The 16859-nt window shown below is 46.6% G+C and carries 17 protein-coding genes; 9 read left to right on the top strand and 8 right to left on the bottom strand.

From position 1 onward, the window contains the following. Window positions 1–34: 34 nt before the first annotated feature. The 3 genes from EV690_RS06445 (at window position 35) to EV690_RS06435 (ending at window position 1769) form a co-directional block, all read left to right on the top strand. The gene (locus tag EV690_RS06445) at window positions 35–760 is read left to right on the top strand and encodes a hypothetical protein (RefSeq protein ID WP_131912191.1); all 726 of its coding nucleotides are present in this window, start codon (window positions 35–37) and stop codon (window positions 758–760) included. A 26-nt stretch (window positions 761–786) separates the two neighbouring features. Next, window positions 787–1032, top strand: a complete 246-nt coding sequence (locus EV690_RS06440; RefSeq protein ID WP_131912190.1) for a hypothetical protein — start codon at window positions 787–789, stop codon at window positions 1030–1032. A gap of 137 nt (window positions 1033–1169) precedes the next feature. After that, complete coding sequence (locus EV690_RS06435; protein WP_131912189.1) at window positions 1170–1769, top strand: YhgN family NAAT transporter; 600 nt, start codon at window positions 1170–1172, stop codon at window positions 1767–1769. A 38-nt stretch (window positions 1770–1807) separates the two neighbouring features. On the opposite strand, the gene EV690_RS06430 is transcribed toward EV690_RS06435, so the two are convergent. Next, window positions 1808–2068: a DUF1145 domain-containing protein gene (locus tag EV690_RS06430; RefSeq protein WP_131912188.1), complete on the bottom strand. Its 261-nt coding sequence runs from the start codon at window positions 2066–2068 to the stop codon at window positions 1808–1810. 17 nt (window positions 2069–2085) lie between these two features. Further along, entirely contained in the window at window positions 2086–2661 is a 576-nt protein-coding gene (gene rsmD / locus EV690_RS06425; protein WP_131912187.1) for a 16S rRNA (guanine(966)-N(2))-methyltransferase RsmD, read from the bottom strand. Between the two features lie 261 nt (window positions 2662–2922). Here rsmD and ftsY point away from each other — a divergent pair, with 261 nt between their 5' ends. Genes ftsY through ftsX form a run of 3 tightly spaced genes read left to right on the top strand, consistent with a single transcriptional unit; the run spans window position 2923 to window position 6054 of the window. Then, a complete protein-coding gene (gene ftsY / locus EV690_RS06420) occupies window positions 2923–4398 on the top strand; it encodes a signal recognition particle-docking protein FtsY (RefSeq protein WP_131912186.1) in 1476 nt (491 codons plus the stop codon). 25 nt (window positions 4399–4423) lie between these two features. Continuing rightward, the gene (gene ftsE, locus EV690_RS06415; RefSeq protein WP_131912185.1) at window positions 4424–5095 is read left to right on the top strand and encodes a cell division ATP-binding protein FtsE; all 672 of its coding nucleotides are present in this window, start codon (window positions 4424–4426) and stop codon (window positions 5093–5095) included. Next, on the top strand, window positions 5092–6054 hold the full coding sequence (gene ftsX / locus EV690_RS06410; RefSeq protein ID WP_131912184.1) for a permease-like cell division protein FtsX: 963 nt from the start codon (window positions 5092–5094) through the stop codon (window positions 6052–6054). The genes ftsE and ftsX overlap by 4 nt, the downstream gene beginning before the upstream one ends. Before the next feature lie 42 nt (window positions 6055–6096). Here ftsX and EV690_RS06405 read toward each other — a convergent pair whose 3' ends face one another. Then, window positions 6097–6894, bottom strand: a complete 798-nt coding sequence (locus tag EV690_RS06405; protein ID WP_131912183.1) for a DODA-type extradiol aromatic ring-opening family dioxygenase — start codon at window positions 6892–6894, stop codon at window positions 6097–6099. 633 nt (window positions 6895–7527) lie between these two features. On the opposite strand from EV690_RS06405, the gene manA reads away from it, so the two are divergent. Together manA and amtB are read left to right on the top strand one after the other, a co-directional pair. After that, window positions 7528–8730: a mannose-6-phosphate isomerase, class I gene (gene manA, locus EV690_RS06400; RefSeq protein ID WP_131912182.1), complete on the top strand. Its 1203-nt coding sequence runs from the start codon at window positions 7528–7530 to the stop codon at window positions 8728–8730. A 416-nt stretch (window positions 8731–9146) separates the two neighbouring features. Further along, window positions 9147–10433, top strand: a complete 1287-nt coding sequence (gene amtB / locus EV690_RS06395) for an ammonium transporter AmtB (protein WP_131912181.1) — start codon at window positions 9147–9149, stop codon at window positions 10431–10433. 366 nt (window positions 10434–10799) lie between these two features. On the opposite strand, the gene bioD is transcribed toward amtB, so the two are convergent. Genes bioD through bioB form a run of 4 tightly spaced genes read right to left on the bottom strand, consistent with a single transcriptional unit; the run spans window position 10800 to window position 14476 of the window. Next, window positions 10800–11492 (bottom strand): dethiobiotin synthase, encoded by a 693-nt coding sequence (gene bioD / locus EV690_RS06390; RefSeq protein WP_131912180.1) that lies wholly within the window; start codon window positions 11490–11492, stop codon window positions 10800–10802. Further along, entirely contained in the window at window positions 11489–12256 is a 768-nt protein-coding gene (gene bioC / locus EV690_RS06385) for a malonyl-ACP O-methyltransferase BioC (RefSeq protein WP_131912179.1), read from the bottom strand. Before bioC ends, bioD begins: the two co-directional genes overlap by 4 nt. Continuing rightward, a complete protein-coding gene (bioF, locus tag EV690_RS06380; RefSeq protein ID WP_131912178.1) occupies window positions 12246–13427 on the bottom strand; it encodes an 8-amino-7-oxononanoate synthase in 1182 nt (393 codons plus the stop codon). Before bioF ends, bioC begins: the two co-directional genes overlap by 11 nt. Continuing rightward, window positions 13427–14476, bottom strand: a complete 1050-nt coding sequence (gene bioB / locus EV690_RS06375; RefSeq protein WP_131912177.1) for a biotin synthase BioB — start codon at window positions 14474–14476, stop codon at window positions 13427–13429. Before bioB ends, bioF begins: the two co-directional genes overlap by 1 nt. Window positions 14477–14581: 105 nt before the next feature. Between bioB and bioA the strand changes: the two genes are divergently transcribed. Beyond that, window positions 14582–15853, top strand: coding sequence for an adenosylmethionine--8-amino-7-oxononanoate transaminase (bioA, locus tag EV690_RS06370; RefSeq protein WP_131912176.1), 1272 nt, complete (start codon window positions 14582–14584; stop codon window positions 15851–15853). Window positions 15854–15907: 54 nt separating this feature from the next. Here the strand turns inward: bioA and EV690_RS06365 are convergent, their stop codons facing one another. Further along, entirely contained in the window at window positions 15908–16822 is a 915-nt protein-coding gene (locus EV690_RS06365; RefSeq protein ID WP_165872683.1) for a LysR family transcriptional regulator, read from the bottom strand. Window positions 16823–16859 lie beyond the last annotated feature (37 nt).

Genomic DNA, 16859 nt, shown 5'->3' with positions numbered 1-16859 from the left:
ATTTGTAGTCAGGTCGTGAAAAGAGAGTATTTTTGTGGTTAATCAGATATCGAGTGCAGTTAGCCAAGGCCCACAGATGCAGGCTGCTCAGCAGGTGCTCCAGCCGATTCAACAGGCAGCAAACGCACCAGATGATCGAGCTCTGAAACAAAATATAGCTCAAATTATAGCCGAAGCAACTGCGCCTATGCCATCTGTTCGCTTAACCGGCGCACTTCCTCAAGATGGTCAGAACGGGGCGGATCCTGGCCGTGCTCAGGTCGCTCGGAGTACCCCCAAAGAAAGTCAACCGCGCGACTACCAGCCTAGACTTGTCCCTGCTTTAAATCATGATGAACAACTGCAAGATATCCCCCAGCAGCCCATCGCAGACAACACCATGGCACAGCAATCACGTCGTTCAGCCATGCTCATGCAGTCTCAGCAGCAGGTACAACCCAAACCCGAGCCAGCCGTGACCCAAGCCCGAGGGACGGGCCAAGGAACGCAAGCGCATGACCACACCCAACCTCGCGATGTAAGCAAAGGGGATGGCAACGAGCCACATCGCCAAGTTCAAACGAATCGACGGATAGCTCAAGCAGCCATTCAAGCTCAGAGCCAAGCCCGCGAAAGCATTTTTAGTGTTAACCAAGCTGTCGATCTGTCCAGCCGCTCATTACAACGTCAACTGATGTTAGCAGCCATGGCCAGTTCTCCAGAGAATTCAGAACAATCAGACCGTTCACCGCCATCCCGGCAGATTGAACAACAGGTGTGATTAACTTTGTTTACCAGGAAGTCGTTATGAGTGAACTCATAGGTAATTTAGAATTAATGCAGATGATGCTTGAGCATGATGGTTTGTTTAGCCGCCAGGCCACTCTTGCCGAAATTATTGACGTATTTTATGACCACCCCCATCCAACGCCTCTAAGTACTCGTGATATCGTATTTGCCAAACTGGATGCCCGCTACAGCGAACCCGACAAAAGTATAGTCGGTGAGTCAGCCACAGATATGCAGGATATGCAATTAGATGGTTACTTATAATCACTAACAAATATTAAATCCTGAATGTTTTCTTTATAAATGCTCTGCTAGACTACGCTCCCCTAGCTAGGGCAACCATCATTTTATTGAATTACGCAGCCAGTTAAGACTGGCTTATTTTTATCCCGAGGAGCTTTATGAGCCTGATTTCTGCGACATTAATGCTATTTTTGATCATGGATCCATTAGGAAATACGCCCGTGTTTATGGCGATCATGAAGCATATCGATCGAAAACGTCAGGTCAAAATTCTGATCCGTGAACTGATTTTTGCCCTGATGATTATGATGGCTTTTCTGTGGGCAGGGGAACAGATCCTAAGTTTCTTGAACTTACGTCAAGAAGCCGTAAGTATCGCCGGTGGAATCATCTTATTTTTAATTGCGCTCAAGATGATTTTCCCAGACGAACGCGGTTTGGCGGGCTTAGCCGCTGGGGATGAACCTTTTTTAGTACCGATGGCAATTCCTATGATTGCGGGTCCCTCCATTCTAGCCACATTGATGTTAATGGCACACCAAGACCCTAGCCGAATGGGTGAATGGAGTCTTGCTCTTATATTAGCTTGGATTGGCACGTCGATTATTCTAATTTGCGGTGGCTTTTTAACTCGCTATTTAGGCGAACGAGGCCTCACCGCCATTGAACGGTTAATGGGGATGGTGTTGATCATGCTATCTGTACAGATGCTGCTTGATGGTGTCGCCAAATATCTGCACTACGCAGCTCACATCTAAGCAGCTTCAAGGCGCATCATTTAATAATTGTTGCGCCTTTAACTAACAATCATCCGTTTTCGAATTTCCATCAGCGCAAACACGCCGAAAAACATCAACTGCAAACTATCGCCCTTGCACCAATAACCACTGTTTTTAATCGATGTTTTAATCAGCAACATCTGCATCGAGTGCAAAAATAAAACAAAAATTCCAGCACCAATCAGCAAAGGATAGATACGAGACATAGGCGACCACGGCGAGCTGATGATAAGGATCCACATAGCGATCATCAGCACTTTACCAATCTTAATCATCATAATGGTTACAGAACTCCTTATTCAACCTGATATAAACGACTTATCACTTGCCCTGCTGACTTTTGCCGATGTAATTGCCAAGGCACGACCAGCTCATCTAACTCCTGCTCACTTTCAATATAGACCCATGCTCCCGTATTTAACCACCCATGCTGGATAAGTAGATCACAACATGGCGCTATCATCTGTTTGCGAAATGGTGGATCCATAAAAATCAAATCAAACCCTTGTTCAGGTTTTTGCAGCAGAAATTTTAAGGTATCAACACACTGAACATTTAACTTCGATTGTGGCACATTGAGTCGCTGCTGATTTGCCTTAAGCTGACTGGCGGCTTTGGCAAACCTCTCCAGTGCAACAACATAGTCTGCCTGATGCGAAAGTGCTTCAAAGGTTAAACTGCCGCTTCCAGCAAATAAGTCCAGACAACGACGATTTGCCACTCGCCCCTGTAACCAGTTAAATAAAGTTTCTTTCACACGATCAGTTGTCGGTCGTAATCCTTCCCCAGCGAGTACAGGGAGTTTTCGACCTCGCCACTGTCCGCCAATAATACGGATACTACCGGTTTGTGATTTTGGATGCTGCGCCATATCCACTAAGCCTTTATATCGAAGCGGTTAATATATCAAATATCACTCGCGAGAAATTTTCAGATAAAATGCGTCCCACCCGTCAGTAAGTAGGGCTAACATTGTTAATGATTATCGATGCAAAAAGTGCCACAAAATATCATCGGCCACTTAATAATGATATTATTCACGCAAAATGTGCGTCGCATTGTACCAGTGTTCGAGCCGACGCAAAGGATCAATTAGCAACTTACAAGCTATCGTCGTAAGGTTTAGAAATTAATGGCAAAGAAAAAAGGTCTTTTTTCCTGGTTACGTCGCGATAAAGACGAACATGAGCCTCAGACAGCAACATCATCAACCGAGCAGGAACCATCACAAGTTGATGAAAATTCCTCTAATGAAAAAAGTGAACAGCAGGCTCAGCTACAAGGTGAGCGCAAGGCACAAGCTGAAGAACGAGTACGCCTAGCTGCTGAAGCCAAAGCTCAAGCGCAAGCCGAAGAACAAGCACGCTTAGCGGCCGAGGCCAAAGCCCAAGCTGAGGAACAAGCGCGTCTAGAAGCTGAAGTACGAGCCCAAGCCGAAGAGCAAGCACGCCTAGAGGCTGAAGCCAAAGCTCAAGCGCAAGCCGAAGAACAAGCACGCCAAGAAGCTGAAGCACGAGCCCAAGCCGAAGAACAGGCCCGCCTAGAGGCTGAAGCAAAAGCCGAAGCCGAAGAACAAGCACGCCAAGAAGCTGAAGCACGAGCCCAAGCCGAAGAACAAGCGCGCTTAGCGGCTCAAACAGCACCGGATAGCACTACAGAAAAGCCAGCAAAACGTCCCGGTTTATTGGCTCGTCTTCGCCAAGGATTAAAACGAACACGCACCAATATCGGTAGCGGATTTATCGGCTTATTCCGCGGCAAAAAAATCGATGAAGACCTATTTGAAGAGCTCGAAGAACAGCTCCTTATCGCTGATATTGGCGTCGAAACCACGCAAAAAATTATCAGCCATCTAACCGATACCTCCAGCCGGCGCGACTTAAAAGACGCTGAGACGCTCTATGATTTGCTGCGTGAACAAATGCAGCAGATGTTAATCGAAGTCGAACAACCGTTGGTGCCTGAAAATCCCGATGGCCCATTTGTCATTTTGATGGTGGGAGTCAATGGTGTCGGTAAAACAACTACCATTGGTAAATTAGCCAAACAGTATCAACAGCAAGGGAAATCAGTCCTGTTGGCTGCAGGCGATACCTTCCGAGCGGCTGCGGTTGAGCAATTGCAAGTCTGGGGCGAACGCAACCATATCCCAGTGATCGCACAACATACCGGTGCCGATAGTGCCTCTGTTTTATATGATGCGTACAGTGCAGCGAAAGCCAGAGGAATAGACGTATTGATCGCCGATACAGCAGGACGCTTGCAAAACAAAGCGAACCTGATGGAAGAGCTCAAAAAAGTCGTGCGGGTGATGAAGAAAATTAGCCCTGATGCACCACATGAAGTGATGCTGACTCTCGATGCAGGCACGGGGCAAAATGCCATCAGTCAGGCAAAATTATTTAATGAGGCAGTGAACCTCAGTGGCATTACTTTAACTAAACTGGATGGAACCGCTAAAGGTGGTGTGATCTTCTCGGTTGCGGATCAATTTAAAGTTCCGATCCGTTATATTGGGATTGGCGAGGGTATCGATGATTTGCGAACCTTTGAAGCCAAACCATTTGTTGATGCACTGTTCAGTCATGAAGACGCAGACTCCGTGTAACCGAACCATCGATTAGGAATCGCAGATGATCCAATTTAGCCAAGTCAGCAAAGTTTATCCGGGGCGCCATCAGGCGCTCCAGAAAGTGGATTTTCATATCAAAAAAGGGGAGATGGTCTTTCTCACTGGGCATTCAGGTGCCGGCAAAAGCACCCTACTTCGCCTTGCCACTGCCATGGAACGAGCCAGTGCTGGTCAAATTGAATTCGCCGGACAAAATATTACCCGTCTGGCCCCGCGAAAAATTCCCCTATTACGCCGCAAAATTGGCATCGTCTTCCAAGATTATAAATTACTTGCCGATCGCAGCGTCTTTGACAATGTTGCGTTGCCGTTGGTGATTGAGGGCTATGCTTTTCGCGATATTAAACCGCGGGTATTAGCAGCCCTTGATAAAGTTGGACTGCGCGACAAATATCAATGTCTACCGGCGATTCTTTCTGGTGGTGAGCAGCAACGCGTTGGGATTGCTCGCGCAGTTGTGAATAAACCGCCGTTGCTGATTGCCGACGAGCCAACCGGAAACCTTGACCCACTGTTATCTGAAGAGATCTTTAAATTATTCAGCGAATTTAATCACAGCGGTGTCACTGTATTGATTGCCAGCCATGATTTAGCCCTGATTAAACAGATGGATTATCGAACCCTGACGCTGCATGAGGGACGTCTGGTCGATTCACAGGAGCATACGGTATGAGTATTGGCGCATCTGTTCGCAGTGGCCTTTCTTTGCCACGCCGTTTTATCGCTTTTTGGGTTCGCCACTTTCAACAAGGTACTGCCAGTCTTGGCGAAATTTGGCGAAACCCGACGAGCTCATTAATGACTATTTTGGTCATCGGGGTCTGTCTATCACTGTTGGTGACATTTCATCTGGTGATTAAGAATGTTCGTCAAGCCGTCCCAAGTTGGCAGCAAAGTGCTCAAATTAACGTCTTTGTGACACCAGGGACTGGGGCTGATGCACGAGATGAGCTGATACAGCAAATTAAGAATTTCCCGGCTGTAGCCAGTGTCAAACTCATCGATAAACAGCAAGGACTCAAAGAATTTAAACAATATTCAGGCTTTGGTAAGGCACTTGATCTGCTCGATAAGAACCCGCTTCCTGACCTGCTGGTTGTCACACCCAGTGCTGATCAGCGCCAGAGCGGACAGCTTCAGTTATTACAGAGTAAATTAGCCAGTTTATCGAACGTCTCGCAGGCAAGACTCGATGTGCAGTGGTTACAACGCTTAGAGAGTATTCTCAACACTGCAAGGCATGTATTGGAATTACTGATAACCTTACTACTGATTTCAATTATCTTAACCGTTGGCAATACCATTCGGCTTAATGTCCTCAGCCAACGCAATCAGATTGAGGTGATGAAACTTATTGGCGCTACGAATGCATTTATTCAACGCCCCTTTTTATATATTGGCTTCTGGTATGGATTTATCGGCGGACTGCTAGCATGGCTGCTGAGTAATATTTTATTACTCTATCTCGGTAATTCAATCAGCACACTAGCAAGTTTATATCAGCAACAGATCTATCTGTCGGGGCTCAGCTTTAATGGCTTTTTAGAGCTTATGCTGTTTGCTTCTGCACTAGGACTAATTTCATCCTGGGTCTCTGTCAGCCATTATGTAAAATCCATCGAACCGCGTTAAAAGCATAAGGAAGGGCACAACCTCAGTTGTGTCCTTTAGTTGTTAATCAAACCGATAGCTTGATGCGCTAATGCCACCAAACAGATCATTTTGGTGATAAATTCGGCTGGCTTTGCCATCATCGGCCGCACCTAGCACAACCCATAATGGCAATAGATGCTCTTCACGTGGCTGCGCAATGCGGGCACTAGGTGCTTGTTGCCAACGACTTAACCGCTGATGACGGTCCTTTGCATCCTTAATCATCAACGTCTCATAGAGCCAATCATCAAATTCTTTTGACGGCCTAGCGGCTGAAGCATCAAAGTAGCGCAGGTTATGGTAACTTAAGCCGCTGCCAATCATTAATACTCCCTGCTCACGCAATGTTCGCAATGCTTGACCGGCTTGGTAATGCTGCTCAATATCTAAATTCGTTTTCAGCGATAACTGCACCACCGGTATATCCGCCTCAGGATACATCACTGCCAAAGGGGTGAAGGTACCATGATCCAACCCTCGCTGGGTATCACAACTGGCCTGAATGCCTTTGTGATTAAGCAGTTGCAGCACTTGCTCTGCTAGCTCAGGTTGGCCTGATGCCGGGTATTCAATTTGATAGGTGTAATCAGGAAAGCCATAGTAGTCGTATAGCATGCCCGGTTTTGCAGCTCCTGAAACCGTAAAATCAACCGTTTCCCAGTGCGCCGTAATCACCAGCAGAGCCTTGGGTTGCAGATCCAATGAAGCAGGGATCTGGCGTAAAGATGCAGCCAATTTGTCGTAGGTTGAACCAAATTCTGTCATCCATGGCCACGGACCACCGCCATGGGAAATGAAAAAAGTTGGAAGTGTGCGCATTACTCTGCTCCCGTTCAAAAATTTACACAAAGCAGGCGATTAGTCTGCATCCCGATGAGGTAAACATACCGCCTGACCCAATAAGATGCAGCTTTAAATTTTTGAACAATGTATTTAGAGGCTGTTGACCGTTAGTAACTAGTTTGGCAGCAATCTGTTCTCTTAACTCGTTAAGAGAACAGATTGTATCGTGTTCAAAATACGTTTGATTTGAACAAAATTCAGCCACAAAAGCTCAATTGTCCTTAGGGACTGTTGACCTTTTGTGATTAGTTTTGCAGAAATCTGAGAGGGATTTAGGCAAGGCAAACGTTGTGCCGTGTAGTTATTCTCCACAAAGAACGTTTAACGCTGGATAAATTCCTCTCAGATACTGCCCTTGGGGTTCATTTAAACGCATCCTGAACGTTGTTGCCCCCTGCTTGCTTCACTCATTAAGCGACGCAGGGTGCGCCGAGTTCAAAATGCGTTTAATTTGAACAAAATTCAACCACCAAAGGTCAACAGTCCCTAGTCATTAAGAGATTGGGGGATATCTCGCAATAAACCCTAGTAAAAATGCTAAAATTTCTTTTACTTTCAAAAATTACCCGATTTTCAAGAGTTCTTGGCGAAGGCCTAGGGAAGGATATAATGACGAAATCTCAGACTCAGTATTTCTATCGGATGCAAAATCCAATGCAACATTATGCATGGGGAACTACTGAGGTGTTAAATTCACTGTTTGGTATTGCTAATCCTGACGGACAACCTCAAGCCGAAATCTGGATGGGCGCCCACATCAATGGCTGTTCACTGGTTCATGAAACCAAAACCGACCAGATGATTAAGCTCAGTGACTTGCTCGAGCGCAATCCAGAGCTGTATTTAGGCAAACGCGTCCATCGAAAATTCAACCAACTCCCTTTTCTATTTAAAGTGCTAAGTGCCGCTCAAGCACTCTCGATTCAGGTTCATCCAAGTTTAGAACAAGCACGTCAAGGCTATGCGAAAGAGAACGAAGCGGGCATTGATATCAAAGCTCCAAATCGCAACTATAAAGATCCAAACCATAAGCCAGAACTCGTTTTTGCCTTGACCCCTTATCAGGCCATGAATGGTTTTCGTCCGATTCCAACCATCATTCAATTGTTTGAAAAAGTGAATGTTTCAGCTCTGGCAACACTGTTAAACACACTCAAAGAAAATCAGAATGAACAAGGATTAGCGCAGTTCTTTACAGGTGTGGTTGGTCTGAATGGTGCCGATAAGCATCATGCGCTCGAAGAGCTGCTGGGATACACCAGAACGCATCAAGATGATCCATTGTGTGAATTAATTGATGAATTGGCTCAACATTACCCAGATGATACCGGTTTATTTGCGCCACTGATGCTAAACGTCATTACTTTGCAACCGGGAGATGCGATGTTCCTATATGCCTGCACACCGCATGCTTATCTCAAAGGAACCGGGCTGGAAATCATGGCGAACTCAGACAATGTCATTCGAGCCGGTCTAAGCCCTAAACACGTCGATATTCCTGAGCTACTATCGTGCTGTGAATTTATCAGCAAAGATCCGGAACAATTGTTGATTCAGCCCCATCAGCATGGGGATAGCGATATCTATCATATCCCAGTCGATGATTTTCGCTTCGCCGTTTATCAAGACTGCGATGAACGTCTCAGTTGTGATAGTGCTGAAATCATTTTTGCGATTGATGCCAACGTACAACTGACTCATAGCGATGGTGAAATCGTGACGATTCACAAAGGCGAATCAGTCTTTATTCCCGCTCATACAGCCAGCTATCGATTAATGACTCCGGGTCAAGTCGCTCGAGCCTATTGCTAAACAATCACTGGGGCGCATCACTTCCATGTCGCCCCACTTTTGTGCAAAATCGACACTTTGGAGCGATCGCATTTGGTGCAGAACCGCTAATCTTCTCTTTTTTTATATCCACACGATCTCGCTATAAAATAAAAATATATATTTTATTCATATAGATATCATCCATTTAAAAAATCTAGTGATTTATGGCACATGTTTTGTAACTGCTCTAAAGGCTAAGTGCTTTCGTGCTTTAATTTTGCGCCTCTTTGCAGAACACCCGCACTGCAATATGGCATTTACGAAAACGAGGAACTGAGTATATAAGCGAACCTTCATTAAAAGCTTATGTACCAGCATAAATCAATTGACTGGGTCATTGAGAAATAAGTCACGATGATTTCTCAAGATCTAATATTCAAATGGATGAAGTAATAATGATAAAACGTATTGCCAAGTCAACACTGGTCGCAAGTGCGTTATTGCCCACCATGGCAATGGCTGGTACGACAGCCGCTAATGGAGCAAATAATGCATTTATGATGATTTGTACCGCCCTAGTGCTGTTTATGACCGTCCCCGGTATTGCGCTGTTTTATGGGGGGTTGTTACGTTCTAAAAACGTCTTATCAATGCTGTCTCAGGTGATGGTAAGCTTCGCACTAATCTGCGTCTTGTGGTTCATTTACGGCTACAGCTTAGCATTTACCAAAGGGGGCTCTTTCTTCGGTAGCTTTGATGCGTTTCTACTCAAGGGCATTTCGCCTGATTCTGTCTCAGGCAGCATCTACGAATATATCTTTATTGCTTTCCAGTGCTCATTTGCAACGATTACAGTCGCCTTAGTTGTAGGGGCTTTTGCTGAACGCATTCGCTTTAGCGCTGTTTTGATTTTTGCAGCCCTGTGGTTCACCTTTGCTTACCTGCCAATTGCCCACATGGTCTGGGGCGGCGGCTACCTCGCCAATGATGGTGCACTCGATTTCGCAGGGGGAACCGTCGTACATATCAACGCTGCTACAGCCGGCTTAGTTGGCGCTTACATGGTGGGCAAACGGATCGGCTTTGGCAAAGATTCCCTTAAACCCCACAATCTTCCTATGGTCTTCATTGGCGCAAGCATCCTTTATATTGGCTGGTTTGGCTTCAATGCAGGAAGTGCGGTCGCAGCCAATGACATCGCCGGTCTGGCCTTCTTAAATACGGTCATCGCCACTGCCGGTGCTATTTTGTCATGGAGCCTGGTTGAAAAGTTAATTCGTAGCAAACCATCGCTGTTAGGAGCAAGCTCTGGCTGTATCGCAGGTCTGGTTGCGGTCACCCCTGCGGCAGGGACAGTTGGTGTCGGTGGCGCATTGATTATCGGTTTAATCGCCGGTGGCGCTGGCTTCTGGGGTGTCACTTGCCTGAAAAAATGGTTACGTGTTGATGATGTCTGTGATGTCTTTGGCTGTCACGGTGTATGTGGGATTGTCGGCTGTCTCTTAACAGGGGTTTTCACCGCAAGCTCTCTGGGCGGTACAGGCTATGCTGAAGGTGTAACCATGGCCCATCAACTCTGGGTTCAGTTACTCAGTGTCGTCGTCACACTGGTTTGGTCTGGTGTCGTCAGCTTTATCGCACTTAAAATTGCTGATGTGCTGGTAGGTCTGCGCGTAGATAGTGATGTTGAACGTGAAGGGCTTGATATCAACAGCCATGGCGAAAGCGCCTACAACTCATAATCTTGTTAGGTTGGTCCACCTATAGCAGCTATAGGTGGATTTTAAATCAAACAATCTGGCGAAGTTCGCCAGATTGTTTTTAGTTTCATAGCCTAAATAATTTTTACAATATGAATGGCAATTTCGCAGCTCAAAAGCTCCCAAAATATCGCCATAGCTCCCCTGAATACACCACGCTTAAAATACTCCCGATAACACTTAACGAGCCTAGCTTTCACCTAGCGAAACGAGCCCCTATAAGCGAGATACAAAAGGCAGATATGGCTTTGAACAACAACTTCGGGCCGTTGCTCATATCTTTCACATCAACGGGCTCATTGAGGCTATAACTTGCAAGTCACATCCCGTTAAATCTCCATACCGCCTCTACAGTAATGAAGTGACATTAAGTTCGGTGGCTAAACCAGCAGGATCTAGCGTTGCTTTTTGATAATCGATTAGGCCGAGTAAAGGGGCCTCGATATTAGCCTTGAGGTAAGCAACATTGGCAGCCAACACCTCGGTTTTAGGTTGCACATGGTTGGCGACCCAACCGACAACCTCACAACCACGATGAGCGATTGATTCGATGGTCAACAATGCATGGTTAATACAGCCCAACCGAATCCCAACCACCACTATCACCGGCCAGCTATGTCCACTCACCCAATCGCAAAAGCGAGCGTGCTCATTGAGAGGGACTTGCCAACCACCCGCCCCTTCAATCAAGACAAGCTCTGCGCCTTCGCGCAAACGAGCCAATTGCTGATCCAAACGTGCCGTCTCAATCGGGCTACCCGCTTGCACCGCCGCAATATGCGGAGCAATCGCTGGTTCATAGGTGTTCGGATTCACCCAATCATAGGGTAATGAACGACCACTGTATTTTTGTAATGCTAGGCCATCTTCATTGGTCCACATACCATCTTGATATGTCGCACCGGATGCGACTGGCTTGAATCCATCGGCTAAGCAACCATGATTGTTCAATGCCGCCAACAAGGTACAACTCACCACAGTTTTACCGACCTCAGTATCGGTACCAGTTACAAAAACGATAGGATAATGTGCTTGACTCATTTGACTAAGACTCCGTAGATGATTTGATAGGTGGCAGGAAGTTGGTCATCGTTGGCAAAATGAGCGCGGTAGTAGCGGTCGAGCGTTTTCAGCTGCGCAGGGGTCATTAATCCACGACGGCGATGCTCAAGATGATTTGCCCCAAACCCTTTTAATTCGCGTAATAACTGGCGAATATTCGAGTAGAAAAGCACCATTGGCTCGCAGTAGAGCTTTATCGAATGCCAGTGGGCACTTTGCTGCACTTGGTTATGCACTTGCTCTACAGTTAAAAAAGAACGAATATGAGCGGCGTTATCCACCACTTGAAAACTTTGCTGAAGTTCATAGAGCGTTCCTTTTACCAGAGAGCTCCACAAACAATAACCACCGGGCATTAAAACGCGCCAACATTGCGCTAAAGCTGGTGCTAAATGCTCGCACCACTGCAACGCCAGATTGGAAAAAACCAGATCACAACTTTGCGTAGCCAGCGGCAAATTTTCAGCATCCCCTTGAACTAAGTCGACCCCAACATCGCGCTGACGGCTTTGGCCGAGCATGGCACGGCTTAAATCGAGCCCGATTAAATGATCACTGACCTTGGCCAATTTAGATAAAAAATAACCGCTGCCGCAGCCCAGATCGAGAGCTCGATGCACCGATATCTCAGGGGCTCGAAGGAGCCATAATTTTTCACCCGACTGACGCTGCAACGAAGCAAACAGATCGTACTGATGGGCCGCTCGGCCAAAACACTCGGCGATGGCCGTTTTAGTGTTCATTGAACGCAGTTCCGGGCAGAAAATAAGGTTCTAATTCAGCCAAAGTTGCCGCTAAACGTTGAATATCCCGCTCTTGATGAGCCGCAGTGATCGTCATTCGTAACCGAGCTTGACCGGGAGCCACACTCGGCGGTCGAATCGCACTCACCCAGATCCCTTTTTCGCGAAGCTTTCGTGACAGAGCTAAAGCAGTCTTACTACTGCCAACCCATACTGGCTGAATGGCTGTCGATGATGGCATCAATGACCACGACGTCGAAGCCAGAAGTGACTTAACAAGTTGAATATTATTAGTTAAACGAATCTGATATTCACCTTGGCGAATGAGTGCCAGTGACGCCTGAATGGCACATGCCTGTGCGGCAGGCATGGCCGTTGAATAGATATATTCGCGGCCAAAATTGGTGAACAAATCAATCAGTTCACGGCTACCACCAACCATCGCCCCACCCACACCAAACGCTTTACCAAAAGTGGCCATCAAGATCTCAGGGCAAATCCCCGCTAATGCACAACTCCCTCGGCCTTGCTCACCAAGCACGCCGACGCCATGCGCATCGTCGACCATCAACCACGCATTATGCTGCTGACAAAGCGAAGCAATTGCCTCCAGAGGCGCTTGATCGCCATCCATACTAAAAACGCCTTCGGTCACCACCAGCCGATTCTCGGCAGTAGCGCGCTGCAGGAACTTGGCTACAGCACTCGGCTGATTATGCAAAAAGCGGCGCATGGTCGCAGCGCTAGATAACCCCGCGTCAATCAATGACGCATGATTAAGCTTATCTTGCAGCAGCAAATCACCTTGCGCTAATAGGGTCTTCAACACTAATTGATTGGCACTAAAACCACTGCTCAAAAGCATCACTTGTTCACAGCCAAGCCAATCGCTTAATTGTTCAGCCAACTGATGGTGGGGGCGCTGATACCCCGTTATTAACGGCGAGCTTCCAGAACCCACACCGTATTCAGAAGCGCCTCGCTGATATGCTTGAATCACCTCGGGATGATGTGCCAAGCCTAGATAATCATTACTGGAAAAATTGAGATAGCTGCGATTATTGATGACACATTCCCCACTGCGGTGGGCATCATTGATGGAGAGCTTGCGATGTAAGGCACTAGCGCGGCGCTCAGCCAGCTTGTGCAACTGATTTGCAAAATGAACCATTACAAAGAGGCATCATAAAACAGATCAGACTCATTCCCTTGCTTGGTCACTTCGCGATACAACTGCGTTTCTTGTTCCTGATCCCCAAGCTCAACGGCCACCGACTCGGGCCGCATTCCCAATTTACGCAGTAATTTCATATCACTGCTTTCCTCCGGATTTGGGGTCGTCAGTAATTTACAGCCATAGAAAATAGAATTGGCACCCGCCATAAAGCACAGAGCTTGAGTCTGCTCATTCATCGACTCACGACCAGCTGACAAACGCACATGCGACTGCGGCATCATGATGCGGGCGACACCAATGCAGCGGATAAAATCAAAGTGATCGAGATCGTCCACATTTTCAAGAGGCGTCCCTTTCACTTTCACCAACATGTTGATGGGGACACTTTGTGGATGTGTCGGTAAATTCGCTAATTGCATAAGCAAGCCACTGCGATCCGAGGCACTTTCCCCCAACCCCATAATGCCACCAGAGCAAATTTTCATTCCTGCGTTACGCACATATTCAAGTGTGTTCAGGCGATCATCATAACTTCGCGTGGTGATAATGTGCTGATAAAACTCTCGCGATGTATCGAGATTATGGTTGTAATAATCAAGCCCCACCTGAGCTAATTCATCAGCTTGATGTTGATTCAACATGCCCAACGTCATACAAGTTTCCATGCCCAAGGCTTTGACCCCTGCAACCATTTTGCGCAGATATGGCATATCGCGCTCTTTGGGATTTTTCCAAGCGGCCCCCATGCAAAAGCGAGTCGAGCCGTTGGCTTTGGCTTTTTCCGCTTCACGGATCACATGTTCAACTTCCATCAGTCGCTCAGCTTCAAGCCCGGTGTCATAGCGCGCACTTTGCGGACAGTATTTACAATCTTCAGGACAAGCCCCCGTTTTAATCGAAAGCAATGTTGAAATTTGAACTTCGTTGGGATCGAAAAACTGTCGATGAATACTTTGTGCTTTAAACAGAAGATCATTAAACGGTAATTCAAAGAGCTGGTTCACTTGCTCTAATGTCCAGTCATGACGGATCAAATTTGACATTGGCTTCACTTGCTTGAAGGAATATTGAAAATTAATGGAATAGTTTAGAGCGAAAATGTAATCTGTCAACTTAATGATAAATATAACTTTACTATAGATTAAATAATGAACTCACTAATTGAACTCGATCGTCAAATGATATGGCATCCTTATACTGCGATGAGCAACCCGCTGCCCTGTTATCTCGTCGATCATGCCCAAGGTGTTTATCTTTATCTTGAAAATGGACAAAAGCTTATCGATGGGATGTCCTCTTGGTGGTCAGCCATCCATGGGTATAATGTGCCCGAACTCAATCAAGCCGCTTCCACGCAGTTGTCTAAAATGTCACATGTCATGTTCGGCGGTATTACTCATGAACCTGCCGTGCAGTTATGTCAGTTGTTGGTTCAGATAACCCCTGCCGGACTTGAAAAGATCTTTCTCGCTGATTCAGGCTCAGTTGCCGTTGAAGTCGCGCTAAAAATGGCGATTCAGTATTGGCAAGGCCGAGGAGAAAAGCGAACGAAGTTTGCCACCATTGGACGGGGCTATCATGGAGACACTTTTGCAGCGATGTCAGTCACCGATCCGGCCACCAGCATGCATTCAATGTATCAAGGGTTTATCAACCAACAATACTTTGCGAAACCACCGCAAATAGGCTTCGGTCAATGTTGGCAAGATTCAGATTTAGCCTCGCTGCAAACAATCGTTGAGCAACATCACCAAGAGATAGCTGCCATTATTTTAGAACCGATTGTGCAAGGAGCTGGCGGCATGCGCATCTATCATCCGGCGTATCTAAAAGGTGTTCGAGAAATTTGCGATCAGTATGGATTACTACTAATTGCCGATGAAATTGCAACCGGATTCGGCCGGACCGGTCGTTTATTTGCCTGCGAACACGCACAGATAAGTCCGGATATTTTGTGTATAGGCAAGGCGCTTACCGGAGGCTACTTAACACAATCAGCTGTATTAACCACTGAGCAAGTTGCCCACACCGTCGATCAAAGTCCTGCCGGTGTATTTATGCATGGCCCAACTTTTATGGGAAATCCATTAGCTTGCGCCATCGCATTAGCCAGTACTCGTAAACTACTATCGATGAATTGGCAACAACACGTCTTAGCCATCGAATCTCAACTCAAACAAGAGCTGTTGCCCATGCTGCAACTTAAAGTCGTCGCAGATGTCCGAGTAATCGGCGCAATAGGAGTAATTGAGCTCATGAAGCGGGTTGAACTGGCGACGATACAAAAGCAATTTGTCGAACAAGGGGTGTGGATCCGACCTTTTGGCAAGCTTATCTATATTATGCCGGCATACATCATCAGAGCTGACCAATTAACATCACTCACCCAAGCGATAAAAACCATCCTTGCAACTTTATAACAATCCCCTTAAGTTGCGCTGATGGCTTTTTTGGAAAGCTAATGAGAAGGCATCTCAGGATGAGGGCGCAATAGGCTCATCTCTCAAAGAAGAAAATGATCCCCAGTGCTCAAGATAACGACTAAATTCATCAATGAAGTAGCGCGCCCGAACGGATAGCTGTTGACGATTAGGGTATACGGCATTGATAGGCACATCGCCAAAATCATAGTCTTGTAGAAGCGGCACTAACTCATGGGTATCGAAAAAAGGTTTAGCCGCAAACATTGGGCACAGAGCGACCCCGATATTGCGGCTGGCTAATTCAGCACTGGCTCGAGCACTGTTCACATAAACCACAGGTTTTAAATCAAGCAAGTACTGCTGACCATTGAAACGCCCAACCCACCGCTGCCGTTCACTTTTTAAGTTACTATCAAATACCATTGGGAAACCAGTTAAATCATCCGGATGCTCAATACTAAAACCATCAATCATCTTGGGTGAAGCAACTAACAAAGAGCGACTGTTCCCCAGCTCTCGGGCGATCATCGTCGAGTCTTTTAAATTGCCAATCCGAATGGCCAAGTCAAACCCTTGCCCCACCAAATCAACGTATTGATCACTGAGCAACACTTCAATGTTAATCTTCGGATAGCGGGCCACAAATTCACCAATGAAGCCCATCATCACCTGTTCACCAAACGTATTGGGAACCGACACCCGTAAACGCCCGGCCATCTGTTGCTCACCCTCGCGTAAACCGACCTCCATTTCACTAATTTCATCGAGGATCTGGCGGGCCTGTTGATAATAACGTCGCCCAGCATCAGTGAGGTTAAAACCACGAGTCGAGCGTGAGATCAGTCGCACATCAAGAGCCTCTTCAAGCTGACGCACATGGGTACTCATCAAGGCTTTCGTCTTATTTAACTTAGCCGCAGCAGCAGTGTACGAGTGCAGCTCTGCAACATGTACAAAGCTGTTCATTAAATTAAGTTTATCCATGACTGTTAAATATTTTTGA

Source organism: Celerinatantimonas diazotrophica (assembly GCF_004339545.1).
Classification (GTDB): Bacteria; Pseudomonadota; Gammaproteobacteria; order Enterobacterales; family Celerinatantimonadaceae; genus Celerinatantimonas; species Celerinatantimonas diazotrophica.
This window is presented reverse-complemented; position numbering and strand designations above follow the sequence as displayed.